Source organism: Escherichia sp. TW09308 (assembly GCF_000208565.1).
Taxonomy (GTDB): Bacteria; Pseudomonadota; Gammaproteobacteria; order Enterobacterales; family Enterobacteriaceae; genus Escherichia; species Escherichia marmotae.
In genome coordinates this window covers 2,465,037-2,480,197 of sequence record NZ_AEME01000001.1, presented here as the reverse complement: position 1 = coordinate 2,480,197, position 15,161 = coordinate 2,465,037, and the positions used below count along the sequence as shown (strand labels likewise).

The 15,161-nt window shown below is 45.8% G+C and carries 10 protein-coding genes and 2 pseudogenes; 5 read left to right on the top strand and 7 right to left on the bottom strand.

From position 1 onward, the window contains the following. The first annotated feature begins 11 nt into the window (after positions 1-11). Positions 12-1,376, top strand: coding sequence for an FAD-dependent oxidoreductase (locus ESM_RS0111815; protein ID WP_024257680.1), 1,365 nt, complete (start codon positions 12-14; stop codon positions 1,374-1,376). Positions 1,377-1,676: 300 nt separating this feature from the next. Beyond that, positions 1,677-3,227, top strand: coding sequence for a BCCT family transporter (locus ESM_RS0111805; protein WP_001199195.1), 1,551 nt, complete (start codon positions 1,677-1,679; stop codon positions 3,225-3,227). Positions 3,228-3,279: 52 nt separating this feature from the next. On the opposite strand, the gene ESM_RS0111800 is transcribed toward ESM_RS0111805, so the two are convergent. The 4 genes from ESM_RS0111800 to gcl form a co-directional block, all read right to left on the bottom strand. Beyond that, a complete protein-coding gene (locus tag ESM_RS0111800) occupies positions 3,280-4,422 on the bottom strand; it encodes a glycerate kinase (protein ID WP_000706589.1) in 1,143 nt (380 codons plus the stop codon). Between the two features lie 74 nt (positions 4,423-4,496). Beyond that, complete coding sequence (locus tag ESM_RS0111795) at positions 4,497-5,384, bottom strand: 2-hydroxy-3-oxopropionate reductase (protein ID WP_001020470.1); 888 nt, start codon at positions 5,382-5,384, stop codon at positions 4,497-4,499. Between the two features lie 18 nt (positions 5,385-5,402). Next, positions 5,403-6,185: a hydroxypyruvate isomerase gene (hyi, locus tag ESM_RS0111790; protein ID WP_001051316.1), complete on the bottom strand. Its 783-nt coding sequence runs from the start codon at positions 6,183-6,185 to the stop codon at positions 5,403-5,405. Between the two features lie 12 nt (positions 6,186-6,197). After that, entirely contained in the window at positions 6,198-7,937 is a 1,740-nt protein-coding gene (gene gcl, locus ESM_RS01000000124735; RefSeq protein WP_010378325.1) for a glyoxylate carboligase, read from the bottom strand. Positions 7,938-8,330: 393 nt separating this feature from the next. Between gcl and dhaR the strand changes: the two genes are divergently transcribed. The 3 genes from dhaR to nhaC all read left to right on the top strand — a co-directional run bounded on the left by dhaR (position 8,331) and on the right by nhaC (position 13,340). Then, on the top strand, positions 8,331-10,265 hold the full coding sequence (dhaR, locus tag ESM_RS0111780) for a dihydroxyacetone kinase operon transcriptional regulator DhaR (protein WP_001031487.1): 1,935 nt from the start codon (positions 8,331-8,333) through the stop codon (positions 10,263-10,265). A gap of 286 nt (positions 10,266-10,551) precedes the next feature. Then, positions 10,552-11,922, top strand: coding sequence for a putative intracellular survival FAD-dependent oxidoreductase IbeA (ibeA, locus tag ESM_RS0111775; protein ID WP_000397943.1), 1,371 nt, complete (start codon positions 10,552-10,554; stop codon positions 11,920-11,922). A 14-nt stretch (positions 11,923-11,936) separates the two neighbouring features. Next, positions 11,937-13,340, top strand: coding sequence for a Na+/H+ antiporter NhaC (gene nhaC, locus ESM_RS0111770; protein ID WP_001208427.1), 1,404 nt, complete (start codon positions 11,937-11,939; stop codon positions 13,338-13,340). Between the two features lie 86 nt (positions 13,341-13,426). On the opposite strand, the pseudogene ESM_RS1000000128115 reads toward nhaC, so the two are convergent. The 3 genes and pseudogenes from ESM_RS1000000128115 to ESM_RS1000000127800 form a co-directional block, all read right to left on the bottom strand. Further along, positions 13,427-13,602: pseudogene (locus ESM_RS1000000128115) on the bottom strand (hypochlorite stress DNA-binding transcriptional regulator HypT); the annotation flags it as partial. A gap of 4 nt (positions 13,603-13,606) precedes the next feature. Beyond that, positions 13,607-14,779, bottom strand: a complete 1,173-nt coding sequence (iadA, locus tag ESM_RS0111765) for a beta-aspartyl-peptidase (RefSeq protein ID WP_000568395.1) — start codon at positions 14,777-14,779, stop codon at positions 13,607-13,609. 12 nt (positions 14,780-14,791) lie between these two features. Further along, positions 14,792-15,066: pseudogene (locus tag ESM_RS1000000127800) on the bottom strand (hypothetical protein); the annotation flags it as partial. Between the last annotated feature and the right edge of the window lie 95 nt (positions 15,067-15,161).

The following is a 15,161-nucleotide window of genomic DNA, read 5'->3' as shown; positions in this document are numbered from 1 at the left end:
CGGGGGAATAAATAGTGGACATGATTAACGAAAGTGCGCGACAAACGCCAGTCATTGCGCAAACGGATGTTCTGGTTATCGGTGGCGGTCCGGCAGGTTTAACGGCGGCGATAGCCGCGGGGCGGTTAGGTGCCAGAACCATGATTGTTGAGCGTTACGGATCGCTTGGCGGCGTATTGACGCAGGTCGGTGTGGAAAGTTTTGCCTGGTATCGTCATCCGGGGACGGTAGATTGTGAAGGGATCTGTCGTGAATATGAAGGTCGCGCACGAGCATTGGGTTTTACGCGACCAGAACCTCAGTCAATTAGCGAAGTTATAGATACAGAGGGGTTTAAAGTTGTTGCCGATCAGATGATAACGGAAGCTGGCGTTGAGCCGTTATATCACTCCTGGGTTGTGGACGTGATCAAGGAAGGGGATACGTTATGCGGTGTTATCGTCGAGAATAAATCTGGCCGGGGGGCAATTCTGGCGAAAAGAATCGTCGATTGCACGGGGGATGCTGATATTGCCGCTCGTGCTGGCGCGCCCTGGACGAAACGGAGCAAGGACCAATTGATGGGCGTCACCGTAATGTTCAGTTGCGCTGGTGTTGATGTGGCCCGCTTTAACCGTTTTGTTGAGGAAGAACTTAAGCCAACCTACGCGGATTGGGGGAAAAACTGGACGATTCAAACTACGGGTAAAGAAGACCAGATGTTTAGCCCGTATATGGAGGATATTTTTACCCGCGCGCAACAGGATGGGGTCATCCCAGGCGACGCACAGGCGATTGCCGGAACCTGGTCAACCTTTTCTGAAAGCGGCGAAGCTTTTCAAATGAATATGGTGTACGCCTTTGGTTTTGACTGTACTGATGTCTTCGATTTAACCAAAGCAGAGATCGCCGGAAGGCAGCAAGCATTATGGGCGATTGACGCATTACGCCACTATGTTCCGGGCTTTGAAAATGTGCGGCTACGCAATTTTGGTGCCACGCTGGGCACACGTGAATCACGGCTTATCGAGGGGAAAATCCGTATTGCTGACGATTACGTCCTTAACCAGGGGCGATGCACAGATAGCGTAGGGATCTTCCCGGAATTTATTGATGGTTCCGGTTATCTCATTTTGCCAACGACCGGTCGCTTCTTTCAGATTCCCTACGGCTGCCTGGTGCCGCAAAAAGTGGAGAATTTGCTGGTCGCCGGGCGCTGTATTTCCGCAGGCGTCGTCGCGCATACTTCCATGCGCAACATGATGTGTTGTGCTGTAACTGGTGAGGCTGCAGGGACTGCGGCGGTAGTATCGCTACAGCAACATTGCACCGTGCGTCAGGTTGCTATCCCTGATTTGCAAAACACGCTGAAACAGCAGGGTGTGCGTCTGGCATAACAACAAGGCGCAGAGGGGAAAAAGTCTCTCTGCGCCTTGCAGGAGAAATACCATGAGGGATGATGATCTGGAGCACTTAAGTGCCAATTACTGGATAACCACAGTTCTCTGCGGCCTCTTTTTGGGGATATTCCTGTTTATGCTGCAACAACATCAGCGTGGTTTTTCCCTGTATTGTATTGCTGCGCTCTCACTTATTTGCGCATTTTTTTCTTTACGCCTTTCCCGACAATTGCAACAAATGAAAAAGGAACGGCGAAATATTCGTCCTCATTGAATGAAAACATTCAGGAGACTGACATGCAATATTTCAAAAAACGCTTCTCTTTGATTGAACTGAATGTTTTTATTCCAGCAATGATATTTATTGCGATAATCATTCTGTGTTTGACGATATACCCACAAAATACCAGTAAATATATTAATGAAATGCATCATTTCCTAACCTGGGAAATGGGTGGTATTTTTTTGGTCATGACTTTTTTGGTTGTGCTTTGTTGTCTGTGGCTGGCCTTTTCACGTTATGGGAATATTTTGTTAGGCCAGCCTGGAGAAAAACCTGACTTCAGCTTGTTGACCTGGCTTGGCCTTATTTTTACCTCCGGAACGGGGGGGAGCCTGTTATATCTTGCCTCTGTAGAGTGGATTTGGATCATTCAACAACCTCCTTTTGGTGCAGCAGCAGGAAGCTCTCAGGCTGCTCGTTGGGCCTCTGCTTATGGCATGTTTCATTGGGGACCGTCAGCATGGGCATGGTATCTGATTTGTGCCGTTCCCATTGGCTGGTTTATGCATGTTAAGAAAACCAAATCATTAAAAGTCAGTGAATTATGTCGTGGATGTCTGGGGGCACGCGCTGATGGTTTTTGCGGGCATTGTGTAAACTTTTTCTATATGTTTGGTTTACTCGGTGGCGCAGTGACGTCTCTGGCGCTGGGAACACCGATGATTTCTGCCGTATTTTGCCATGTATTCAATCTGGATCCCGCAGGGCGGTTTATCAATGTCATGGTTATTTTTATCTGGACGCTGGTGCCATTATTAATTCTCTTTTTTGGACTTAAGAAAGGTGTTGCATGGGCCAGTAACTGGAATATACGTGCCGATATTTTGATGCTTATGGCAATCCTGATTTGTGGACCAACGGCATTTATACTTAACCAGTCAATTGATGGTCTCGGCCTGATGCTACAAAACTTTGTGGCAATGAGTTTAAGTACCGATGCTATTGGCCGTAGCGGATTCCCACAAATGTGGACTGTATTTTATTTTTCATGGTGGGTCGTATATGCCATCCCATTTGGTTTATTTATTGCCCGCATTTCAAAGGGAAGGACGATCCGGCAATTGATTGTTTGCGGAACCCTCGCTGGTTCATTGGGATGCATGGTTTTCTATATGGTACTGGCTAATTTCGGCTTGTCGTTGCAGACAACTCATCTTATCGATTTTGTTCCTATTCTGAATGAACAAGGGCGAGGCGTTGTCGTTTCTCGCTTGCTGGAACAGCTACCTGCAAGTCAGATATTTTTGGTTGCTTTTGGGGCTATAGCGTTAATTTCATATATAACCGGACACTGTACTGTCGGTTATGCCCTCGGTTTTGCGACGCAAAAACGGGCAGATTGTGATAGTGAACCTGCATTCTGGAATGTGGCATTTTGGTTGATTATGACCGGAGTCGTCGCCATCACTCTCTATCTTCTTGATGCGCAAAGTTTGCAGCCGCTACAAACGGTCTCTATTCTGGCCGGATTACCGCTTTGCGGTGTCGTGATTATCCTGTTGAAGAGTTTTTTGACGCAACTTGCAGTTGATGAGAAAAACAATGTAAGTATTGCTGGAATATGATGTTCAGGAATGCCCGATAATTTGCATTATCGGGCATTTTACCGAACGGGAATTAACTTAGAACCGCACGAAAATATCCCGCCAGATTTTCTCCAAGGCGAATTAAATTATCTTCCCCTTGACTCAGCGCGGTGGGTAAATCACAAGGGCCATTGACGACGGAAAAACAGGCCTCTATTCCACACTGACGTAATTCATTCAGATCAAGTTGATCGTCGATATACCCGGCGATTGCTATCACCGGAACCCCCATCATTTGGGCGATTTTGGCAGCACCCACAGGCGCTTTGCCATTCAGGCTCTGACTATCTAATTTACCTTCACCGACAATCGCCAGGGCCGCATATTTTAAATGCTGGGTATATTGAATAGCTTCCAGCACGAGCGAAATACCGGGCTGTAGACGAGCATCAAGAAACGCCATCAACGCTGCGCCAACGCCGCCTGCAGCCCCGGCTCCGGGTATTGCGTCGACGTCTTTACCACAGCAATGGTGGATGCAATGGGCATAGTTTTTCATTCCCTGCTCCAGTTGCTCAAGATCATCAGCACTGGCCCCTTTTTGCTGACCGAAAACCCGGGTTGCGCCGTTATCACCGGTTAGTGGGTTGGTGACATCACAGGCCGCAATAAATTTCACATTTTTCAACCGTGGATCGAGATGTTGTAAGTCAATATGGTGAATTGCTGACAGCCCCATACCATTAACCGAAACAGAATTTCCATCAGCATCAGTGAACAGCGCGCCCAGTGCCGACATTAATCCAACGCCACCATCATTAGTAGCACTACCACCCAGGCACAGAATAACGGTATCAATATTGTGTTCCAGTGCAGCGAGAATAAGTTCGCCAGTTCCGAACGACGTCGTATAAAGGGGCGAGCGCAGGACTGGGGAAACCAGCTCTAGCCCTGAAGCCTGTGCCAGTTCTATCACTGCGGTAGTTTGGTTGCCTAAAATACCGTATTGCGCATGTATCGATTCGCCAAGCGGTCCAGTGACGGTTTTAGTGTAAAACGTACCGTCAGTCGCATGAATGAGTGTTTCGAGCGTGCCTTCGCCACCGTCAGCCACGGGCAAACACACCAGTTGGCTGCCTGGCAGGACCTTGCGCCAGCCAGTTGCCAGTGCTTCGGCTACTTTCCATGCGGGAAGGCATTCTTTAAAGGAGTCGGGGGAGATAACTATCTTCATAGCAGGTCTCTCAAAATAAGGGGATGGGGCAGGGCAACGAGTGAACAAAGGGAACCAGTGGTCCCCTTTGTTCATTATTTACGAATGGTGTAATTGGCTTGTGTTTCAAGCGCCCGAATTAAAGCAGAATGATCCCACTCTTTGCCGCCGAGCGCAGCGCAGGCGCTAAATAATTGTTGTGTCAGCGCCGTGTTAGGTAGCGGTGTATTCAACAGGCGGGCATTTTCCAGTGCCAGATTCAGATCCTTTTGATGCAGACTAATACGAAAACCGGGTTCGAATGTTCCTTTGATCATCCGTTCGCCATGAACTTCCAGCACGCGAGAGGAAGCAAACCCCCCCATCAGAGCTTCACGTACACGGGCGGGATCAGCACCTGATTTACTGGCAAAGAGCAGAGCTTCAGCCACCGCTTCAATATTCAGTGCAACAATAATTTGGTTAGCGACTTTACACGTTTGACCATCACCGGCATTGCCGACCAGGGTGATATTTTTACCCATCAGTTCCAGAATTGGTTTGATCTGCAAATAAACTTCTTCTCGTCCGCCAACCATAATGGAAAGCGTCCCGGCTTTCGCACCAACTTCACCTCCGGAGACGGGCGCATCGATATATTCCGCGCCAGCCGCGATAATACGTTGCGCAAACGCCTTGGTGGCAACCGGGGAAATTGAACTCATATCAATCACAACCTTCCCCTGGCTTAAACCGTGTATTACGCCATAGTGAGGATGAAAAAGAACATCCTCAACATGCGGTGTATCCGGGAGCATGGTGATGATGATTTCACATTCCTGCGCAACTTCACGGGGAGTAGAGCAAACAATGCCACGTTCACCAATCAGTTCTTGCGGTGCGGGTTCAAAATGTGCTGAAAAATAAAGGGTATGTCCGGCTTGTTGTAAATTATAAGCCATCGGCTTACCCATTATACCTGTACCGATAAATCCAATATTCATGATAAATATCCTTAGAGTTTAAATATGCGTCTCATTTTTTAGCCAGTCCAGACTTTCCGCCGTGGTCGTAGATGGAATATATTCGCAACCAATCCACCCCTGATAACCTATCTGGTCAATATAATTCAGTAACCACGGATAATTAATTTCTCCCGTACCTGGCTCATGGCGTCCTGGGTTGTCGGCTAATTGAATATGTCCAATGTTCTCCAGGTTGTTTTTGAGCGTTATGGCAATATTCCCTTCCATAATTTGCATATGATAAATATCGTATTGGTAGCGCAAATTAGGATTATTTACGGCATGAATAATATTGAGTGCTTGTCTGGTGTTGTTAACAAAAAAACCGGGAATATCTTTTGTATTAATGGCTTCCAGAACCAGCTTTATCCCATGAGATGCCAGCTTATCTGCCGCATAACGTAAATTTTCGACCAGTGTTTCATGGCATTGTTCGTGCGAATAACCACCGGGATGTTTCCCTGCGAGACAGTTAACTTGTGAACAGTTAAGCGCTTGTGCATACATTATCGCCCTGGAAACACCCTCCTGAAATTCTTTTGCCCGGCCTGGATGACATGCGATACCTCGCTCGCCATCTTGCCAGTTACCCGCAGGAAGATTAAACAGAACCTGACTCAGATTATGTTGATGCAGTTGCGAAGCCAACTCGTCAGTGGAAAAGTCATAGGGGAAAAGATATTCAACACCCTGGAACCCTGCGTGACTTGCTTGCGCAAAACGTTCAATAAATGGATGCTCGGTAAAAAGCATTGATAAATTTGCTGCAAATTTTGCCATAATTCCGTTCCCCTATAAGTCGAGAGTTTCTTCAAATTCTGTGACTTTATTAATGTCAGGCCCCATAGCGATATTAGTCACTCGCTCGGTAATAATCTCTACGACCACAGGTACGTGAAATTCGTCACGCAAACGCTGAGCTTCTTGCAGTGCAGGTTCAATATCCTGTGGTGCGAAAACTCGAATAGCTTTACACCCTAATCCCTCTACCACCGCTTTATGATCAACGCCATAACCATCAATCTCTGGAGCATTAATATTTTCAAATGACAATTGAACGCAGTAATCAATATCAAATGCGCGTTGTGATTGACGAATCAAACCAAGATAAGCGTTGTTAAGTAATACATGGATATACGGAAGATTAAATTGTGCGCCGACGGCTAATTCCTCAATTAAGAATTGAAAATCGTAGTCACCGGATATTGCCACAACGGGAACCGTTGGATCAGCTTTTACCGCGCCCAGTGCAGCGGGCATTGTCCAGCCTAGCGGGCCTGCCTGGCAGGCATTAATCCAGTGGCGCGGGCGGTAAACATGCAAAAATTGGTTCGCAGCAATTTGTGCCAGGCCAATTGTCGAGATATAGCGCGTTTCAGGTCCGAAAACCTTATTCATTTCATGGTAAACGCGTTGCGGTTTAATCGGATTACAATCAAAGTCTGAGCGACGAAGCATTGTACGTTTACGCTCGGCACATTCGGCAACCCAATTACTGCGTTCTTTCAGCTCGCCGCGTGCTTTCATATCACGGGCAACTTGAATAAATAGCGTTAAGGCGCTTTCAGCATCTGAAACAATACCCAGATCTGGCGCAAATATTCGGCCAATTTGCGCAGGCTCGATATCAACATGAATGAATTTGCGACCTTCTGTGTAGGTCTCAAGGGCTCCGGTATGGCGGTTTGCCCAACGGTTACCGATACCAAAAACAAAATCTGAGGCCAGATAACTGGCATTGCCATAGCGGTGACCCGCCTGACATCCCATGCGGCCAATCATTAGCGGATGATCGTCTGATAATGCACCCCAGCCGCGTAAGGTTTGAATGACGGGAACGCCGGTTAATTCGACAAACTCGCGTAGCAGTTCGCTTGCTTCGGCGTTAATAATTCCACCGCCAGCGATGATTACCGGTTTTTCGGCGCGGTTTAGCATTTCTAATGCGCGTACTGCCTGGGCCAGCGTTGCCTGGGGTTGCCAGGGGGTGAGTGGCTGATAGAGATCGATATCAAACTCAATTTCGGCCATCTGAACATCAAAAGGGAGATCCAAAAGAACCGGGCCAGGGCGGCCTGAACGCATTTCCCAAAAGGCTTTTTGAAATATTCCCGGTAACTGACCCGCTTCGAGAATAGTGCGTGCCATTTTAGTCACTGGCGTGGCGATTGCCTCGATATCGACGGCTTGAAAATCTTCTTTATGAAGTTTTCCTACAGGGGCCTGACCAGTAATGCACAGAATAGGAATAGAATCCGCGGAGGCAGAATAAAGGCCGGTGATCATATCAGTACCCGCAGGGCCAGATGTGCCGATACACACGCCAATATTGCCATTATGGCTGCGAGTGTAACCTTCAGCCATATGCGAAGCGCCCTCAACATGACGGGCCAGAATGTGATCGATACCGCCTGATTTTTTCATCGCAGCATAGAGTGGGTTTATTGCTGCGCCGGGAACACCAAAAGCAACGCTAATGCCTTCTTTTTTCAGTATTTCTACTGCAGCTTCGATTGCACGCATCCTCGCCATACATTATTTCTCCTGATATTTACGCTGATTAGAATAGCCAGCCAATGTTGGAATTTAACGATGAAATATCTTTGAGGAAATGAAATGGCAGAACAATTTTCGCTGTACTGTTTCACACTGAAACAGCTTTAATGATGATATTGTTTCAGTTTGGATAATTATAAATATCAAGTACAAAGATTTCAGATGTTGTTGGCAGTTTTAAAATTTATCTAATGTATCGTTCGTTTTTTATTGCTTTAAAGGTTATTCTTTCTAATGGATGAGTTATTACATTGTTGATAGAGTCTGTTTTTGTAACAAAGTAGACCTGATATTATTGCGTTTGATCAATCTTATTGCCATAGCATTCTGATACAAGTTCTAAAAGTGACTTAAATGGATATTCTTATAATGAATAAAGAGTCGTATCATAATGATCTAAAAAATAAATGGAAAATGTTTGTTAAGCATGGTTGGGTTGCAACAAATTCGACAAATCATGTAATGCTGCGATCATGGCAAAAATGCCTGAAGCATTGTGATCCTCGCCACTGGAACACACCTGTTAAAGCTTCCGGGCAAACATTACAAACGATTTTATCTCGTAACAAAGAGTTTATTAGAATTTCGCAAAGAGTTGTTGAAGACCATTTTACGCTGTCTGGTGATGGCCACCTGGCATTTTTAATCCTAGATCCTCACGGTTGGGTATTATCGTTATATGCAGCAGATGATTATTCCAGTCAATTGAGAGATCTAGGGATTGAATCTGGCATGTCATGGGCGGAAGATGGAATTGGAACCAATGTATATGGTCTCTGCCGTGAAACAAATTTATATACGCAACTGGAAGGTGCAGAGCATTTCAGTGAGCAATTGCATAGCTATGCAATGAGCTCCGCTCCAGTCATTGATTATTATGGTAATATTCATGGATATATTTTATGCATAACTGAAGCAACAGCAGAGCTCGTTAAATTAAGAACATCATATTCATGTGCCACAGAAATTGCTAACTATATCTATATTGAAAATGAGCAAAAATTAATAAATAAAGTGCTCTGTCAACACAATGCAGTGATTGAATGTATGGATGATGGTTTTATTTGTTGGAATAGCAATTCTTTAATTACAATGGTCAATCCTCAGGCGCAAATATTACTGAGTATTGATAAGGAAAATTTAATTGGTCAGAACATTAGAAAAGGATTCGTATTTCCGCCTATTTTAAATGAGGCAATTACGCAACGAAATAAACTATCACAAAAGCAAATTGTTCTTGAATGTCGTGGTGAGTTCATTGAGCTAATGGTTACCCTTCGTCCACTGAGTGATGGTTCGTTTCTACTTTTTCTTCACCCGTTAGATAAAATTAGAAAAATAGCCCAACAACAAATAAGTACTAACGCAAATTTTACCTTTGATAGTTTACATGCAGCTTCAAGCGGCATGAAGCAGGTACTGCTTATCGCTCGCCGGGCAATTAAGTCCATCTCTCCGATTCTGATCAATGGTGAAGAAGGGGTGGGCAAATTGAGTCTGGCGATGGCAATACATAATGAGAGCGAGCAACGTGATGGACCGTTTATTTCTGTGGATTGTCAGATGCTATCACCAGAAAATATCTTACACGAACTTCTTGGCTCTGATGTTGGCCCTTCGCCATCGAAATTTGAGCTGGCGCATAATGGCACCTTATATCTGGATAAAGTGGAATATCTTTCTGGAGAGGTTCAGAGTGTTTTATTGAAAGTATTAAAAACTGGACTTGTTACAAGATCAGACAGCCATCGTTTTATCCCCGTACGTTTTCGTTTGATTACATGTACCAGTAGTTCTTTACGCGAGTACGTTCAGCAAGGGGCTTTTAGCCGCCAGTTATATTATGAGATCTCCATGAATGAAATTGAGATCCCGCCATTGCGTAAACGTCGGGAAGATCTCAAGCAAATGGTTGATGATATTATTGATAAATATCAGGAACGTACCAGAAAGAAAATGACGATCACGCCAGATGCAAATGCAGTTCTGCTTGAGTACCGTTGGCCTGGGAACATATCTGAGTTCAAGAATCGAATGGAGAAGGTTTTTATTAACTGCAATCGGCTTGTTCTCGGGTTGGAGAATATTCCTTTGGATATCCGCCAAAATAACGGTAGTGGTGAAGATGATATCCCTCATCTTACTTCACTGGCCGAACTGGAGATGCAAGCTATCGAGCATACATGTCGCGTCTGCGAATGGAATCTGACTAAAGCCGCTGAGGTATTAAAAATTGGTCGTACAACATTATGGCGTAAGCTTAAAAACTATAATCTCTATCCGGATGTTGAACATGCAGACTGACGCTTTTCAAATTGAAAAGGCTTTAATATCGCAATGTTTCATTTTGGTGCAGTGACTGAATTGAATTGAAATATTGTGATGTGCTCCATAAATACCATTATGATAATAAGTTAAGGGGCAAGAAAATGTGTGCGCACTCCTGAAATAATAAAAAACAGGCAAAGAGAGATGATCTCCTTGTATGTCTGTATTAGCATGATGTTGCTTGTTAATAATTAAAAATATCAACGCGCTTATATAAGCGCGAGGGTTTATTTTACTCAATTATTGAATACGGAGATAAAGTATGGAATTTTATCTGGAACCCGCTCGCAATATACCTGTTCTGGCAACCACAGAAGTATTAGTTGTCGGCGGCGGGCCATCGGGTATTGCTGCAGCAATGAGTGCCGCTCGTGAGGGGGCGACAACGATGCTGATTGAGCGTTTCGGCTGTTTTGGCGGCATGATGACGACGGCTGGTGTAGAGTCAATTGCCTGGTGGCGTCATGAAAATACGGTGGAGTCAGGCGGGCTGGCGCGCGAAATAGAAGAAACCGCAAGATCAATGGGGGCGTCCAGCCCCGAGCCGCAATCGAATAGTCAGGCTATTAACGCCGAGCGTTTCAAACTCGTTGCGGATGCAATGCTTGAACAGGCAGGTGTACGTCGCGTACTGCATATTACTGCTGTTGATGTTATTAAGCAGGGTAATAATTTACTCGGAGTAATCACTGAGAGTAAATCAGGACGTCAGGCTATTTTGGCGAATGTCATTATTGACTGTACTGGCGATGCTGATATTGCATGGTTTGCCGGGGCACCATTTATTAAGCGCGATCGTGCAGAACTAATGTGCATGACAACTGTTTTTAGCTGTGCAAATGTGAATAAAGACGCGTTTATGCAAAATATTAAGACCACTCAGCCTAAATATGGTGATTGGGGAGCAGACGAAGAAAATAAAAATTGGTCTTATGATGTCCATGAATCTTGTCGTGATATGTTTAGCCCTTATTTGGGTAAAGTCTTTGCGAAAGGAAAATCTGCAGGAATTATTCCAAAGGATGTGACGTTAGGTGGTTCCTGGAGTACGGTCACCGAGTATGGAGATGCAAATTATTTGAACGTTGTTAGCATCCCGGCTGTTGATTGTACGGATGTTTTTGACCTGACACGTGCGGAAATAGAAGGCCGTAAGCAAGCTATGCAGGCAATTGAAGCTTTGCGTCAGTTCCAGCCAGGATTCGAACAAGCACAATTAAAAAACTTCGGTATGACAGTGGGAACAAGGGAATCAAGACATATTCTTGGGCGAAACAAACTAACTGAAGATGATATTTGTAATGAAGGGCGTCATGCTGACTCGATAGGTGTATTCCCTGAATTTATAGATGGCAATGGCCATCTTAAATTACCTCTCGAAGCGCATTATTTTCAAATCCCTTATGGTGTAATGATTCCGCAGCAAGTTGAGAATCTGCTGGTTTGCGGAAGAGCAATTGATGCAGATAATTTTGCATACGCGACAATTCGCAATATGGGCTGCTGCATTGTTACTGGAGAAGGTGCAGGAACGGCCGCTGCAATCGCTATTAAAAATAATACTGCCGTTTCACAGGTGGATATTAAGGCTGTACAGGAACGCTTACAGCAAAATGGCGTTAAAGTATTTTAACAGGGAATAGAGTTATGAGAGAAAAACCCAGTTTTTATGTCGCGCTAACACCGATCATTTTTATGATGATCGTGTTAGTTGTTGGCATCGGTGTTATGGGCTGGCCTGCCAGCGTCTGTTTATTAATTTCAGCGGCTTTTTCCTGCATTATTGCGATGGCTAAGCTGAAGTATACCTGGGATGAAATCCAGGGTTTTATTATTGATAAAATTTCGGCAGTAATGGCACCAGTACTTATTGTTATTTTCGTTGGCTTTATGGTCGCGACATGGAGCTATGCGGGTACGCTGCCGATGCTGGTTTATTACGGTATGTTACTGGTTGCTCCCGCATGGCTTTATGCCATAGCGTTTTTTCTGAACGCAGTGTTGTCCTATGTTTCTGGAGCATCATGGGGGTCTGTCGCTTCAATTGGTGTTGCCCTAATGGGGATTGGTTCTGGCTTAAATGCCGATCTTCCGATTCTGGCGGCGGCCATTGTTACTGGGGCTTATTTTGGCGACAAACTTTCACCATTAAGTGATACAACCAACCTGACTTCTGCGGTTACCAAAACTAAACTCTATGATCTGATTAAATATCTGCTCTGGACAACCATCCCATCAACGATTATTAGCCTGTTGTTTTTTACCTGGCTGGGGATGATTCATACTTCTACAGGGTCTATTTCTCCAGAAAGTATGCAAATGCTGGTACAGCTCAAAGAATTATATAAGTTTGGTTTGTTACCGCTATTACCTATGCTTATTGTTTTGTGCTTTACCTTTTTGCGTTTGCCTACAGTACCTGCATTATTAAGCAGTGCATTTGTGGCAGTGCTGGTTGGATGGCTGTATCAAGGTTTCCCGTTGGCAGAAGGTATTAAGGCCACAATGAGTGGTTTCCGTCTGACGATGATCACTGATTCAACGACGTTGTTACCTTCGGTGAAAGAACTACTTGAACAGGGGGGGCTTAATAATCAGGGTGGTTTCCTGTCATTTATTATCTGTGCCATGATGTTTGCTGGCATCCTGACGGGAACTGGAATGATGGATGTCACATTACAAAGTGCGGCAAACAAAATAAAAAGTGCTTTTGGTGCTATTCTGGCAAGCGGTGTTTTAGCAATAATCATTAACTTGCTTACCGGTTCTGATGGTTTAAATAAGATTGTTATTTCCGAATTGATGATGAAGAAGTTCGAAGATCTTAATTTATCACCATTAGTCTTAGCCCGAACGCTGGAAGATTTTGGCACCATGAGTGCGCCAATTATTCCGTGGTCGGCTGCTGGGTTATATATGGCAACAACATTGGGTGTTCCGACGTTTAGTTATCTGCCGTACTGTGTGTTCTGTTTCTGCTCGATGATATTTGCGTTGATTTATGCTTCTACAGGTTTCCGTTTACTGCGTTTTAATGAAGCAAAAGCCTGAGTTATTCAAGATAATAAATGCGTTTGCCGGATGGATTAATCTCCATCCGGCGTTAATGTCAGAATCCAATTTTCTCCAGAAAAATTTCAGCTAAGCACAATTTCCAGCTCGCGTATTTCACGCCAGAAGCGTTCCGCTACTGGATTTATGCAGGTGTTCATTCGGTATGCGTAGGCCTGAATCGGGATCACCAGCTCGTCCCGATTCAGAACAATAAGCTACCGCTGCGAATTTCCAGTTGAATTGTCAGGTATTCTCGTAACCGCTTATGCAGTTTCAAACGTTCCTTTCACACACGCCTTGCCGTCTTTGACCATCAGTTTGCCGCGAGCGTATACCTGCGCAATGCGCAGCTTCGGTGTCAATACCAGCAAATCCGCGTCATTACCTGGCAGGATTTCACCTTTCCCGGTCAGGTTAAGGAAACCGGCTACGCTACTGGTGAGCGGGCGCAGGGCATCGCTGATACTGAAACCGTAGTCTTTAACCAGCGCCTGCACGGTTTCCAGCAACGTCTCAAAACCCGCAACGCCGATATGGGTTAAATTCCCTTCGTCGTCGAAGAAGGGTTGGCTGCCGTTGCCGTCGGAGCTAAGGGTGACGCGTGCCAGCGGAATACCCGCCTGAACGGCGCGGGCAATACCTTCGGCAGGGGCGACCGGTTCGTCAATGCTGCTGGTAATGTCGATGGTGCCACCCTGGCGCGCGAACTCCAGCGCCTGCTCAAACAAAGGCACGTTGCGGTTAACATGCGTCGGCAGCAACTTACTGATTGGCACATCGCAGTTTTCCAGGAGGTCATAGATGGGCTGTAACGCCTTTTTGCTGTCGCCCATGTGGAACACGGTGACGCCAGGCTTACCGCCGAGCAAGCCACCAACGCGGGATTCTGCTGCCATATTGGCCAGATGGTAAACATCCGGCGCGGCAGAGCGGTGATCAGAGATGGCACATTTCACGCCAATCACGCGATCGATAATCGCCACATCCTTTTCCACAGAACCCGTAATGGTGCGGGAAGGTACATGATAAGCACCGGTCAGCATCCAGGCGCTGATGCCTTCTTCATTGAGTGCTCGGGTCTTGGCGAGTAGGGATTCCGGATGGCGAGAGATAGAGTCAGTGCCCAGCAGGCCAACTACCGACGTGACGCCCGCTTCCGTCAGGCGGCTTAATGCTACTTCCGGCGTGCGTGTTGTGGGGCCAGCTTCACCGCCGCCGCCAATCAAATGGACGTGTTGATCAATAAAACCCGGACAGAGGATCTGCCCGCTGAGATCGACAACCGTGCAGTCCGGTACGATGTCAGAAGGGATATTGCTGGCAACGGCGATAATCTTGCCGTTAGCGATTAACACATCGCAAATACCCCGATCCTCCGGCGCATACAAATGCGCTCCCTGCAACAGGGTAAAACCGGCTGCGGAATAATCAATCATGGTAACTCCTTGTTAAACAATAAGCTGCATAACCCAAATCGACAGCAATGCGTTAATCACGCAGACCGTAATGATATGCGGGTAATATTTGGCATTCACTTCGGCTGTCTCCAGGCAGCGACCGACATTTTGCACCGGGTTGCCCATTAAATACATCGCGAGCAGTAAAACGGTGACATCATGATCGGTTAATGCGCCCGCGGTCGCCTGGCTGGCAGCAACGCCGACCGCGTCGTCCATACTCATCAACGTGGCTAAAAGACAGTTGCCGCTTCACCGGGCATTCCCACAACGTTTTTGTGACCGTGTGTTGCTACGTGTTTTTTGCAGAGTGGAAAAATAGGATTGAGTTGCAGAAAATTCATAAACACAGTGACAATAA

Bases quoted from the DNA above. Each gene is read 5' to 3' on its own strand.
- ESM_RS0111800 (WP_000706589.1), bottom strand. From the start codon at position 4,422: ATGAAGATAGTTATCTCCCCCGACTCCTTTAAAGAATGCCTTCCCGCA.
- iadA (WP_000568395.1), bottom strand. From the start codon at position 14,779: ATGATTGATTATTCCGCAGCCGGTTTTACCCTGTTGCAGGGAGCGCAT.
- ibeA (WP_000397943.1), top strand. From the start codon at position 10,552: ATGGAATTTTATCTGGAACCCGCTCGCAATATACCTGTTCTGGCAACC.
- dhaR (WP_001031487.1), top strand. From the start codon at position 8,331: ATGAATAAAGAGTCGTATCATAATGATCTAAAAAATAAATGGAAAATG.
- ESM_RS0111795 (WP_001020470.1), bottom strand. From the start codon at position 5,384: ATGAATATTGGATTTATCGGTACAGGTATAATGGGTAAGCCGATGGCT.
- gcl (WP_010378325.1), bottom strand. From the start codon at position 7,937: ATGGCGAGGATGCGTGCAATCGAAGCTGCAGTAGAAATACTGAAAAAA.
- ESM_RS0111805 (WP_001199195.1), top strand. From the start codon at position 1,677: ATGCAATATTTCAAAAAACGCTTCTCTTTGATTGAACTGAATGTTTTT.
- hyi (WP_001051316.1), bottom strand. From the start codon at position 6,185: ATGGCAAAATTTGCAGCAAATTTATCAATGCTTTTTACCGAGCATCCA.
- nhaC (WP_001208427.1), top strand. From the start codon at position 11,937: ATGAGAGAAAAACCCAGTTTTTATGTCGCGCTAACACCGATCATTTTT.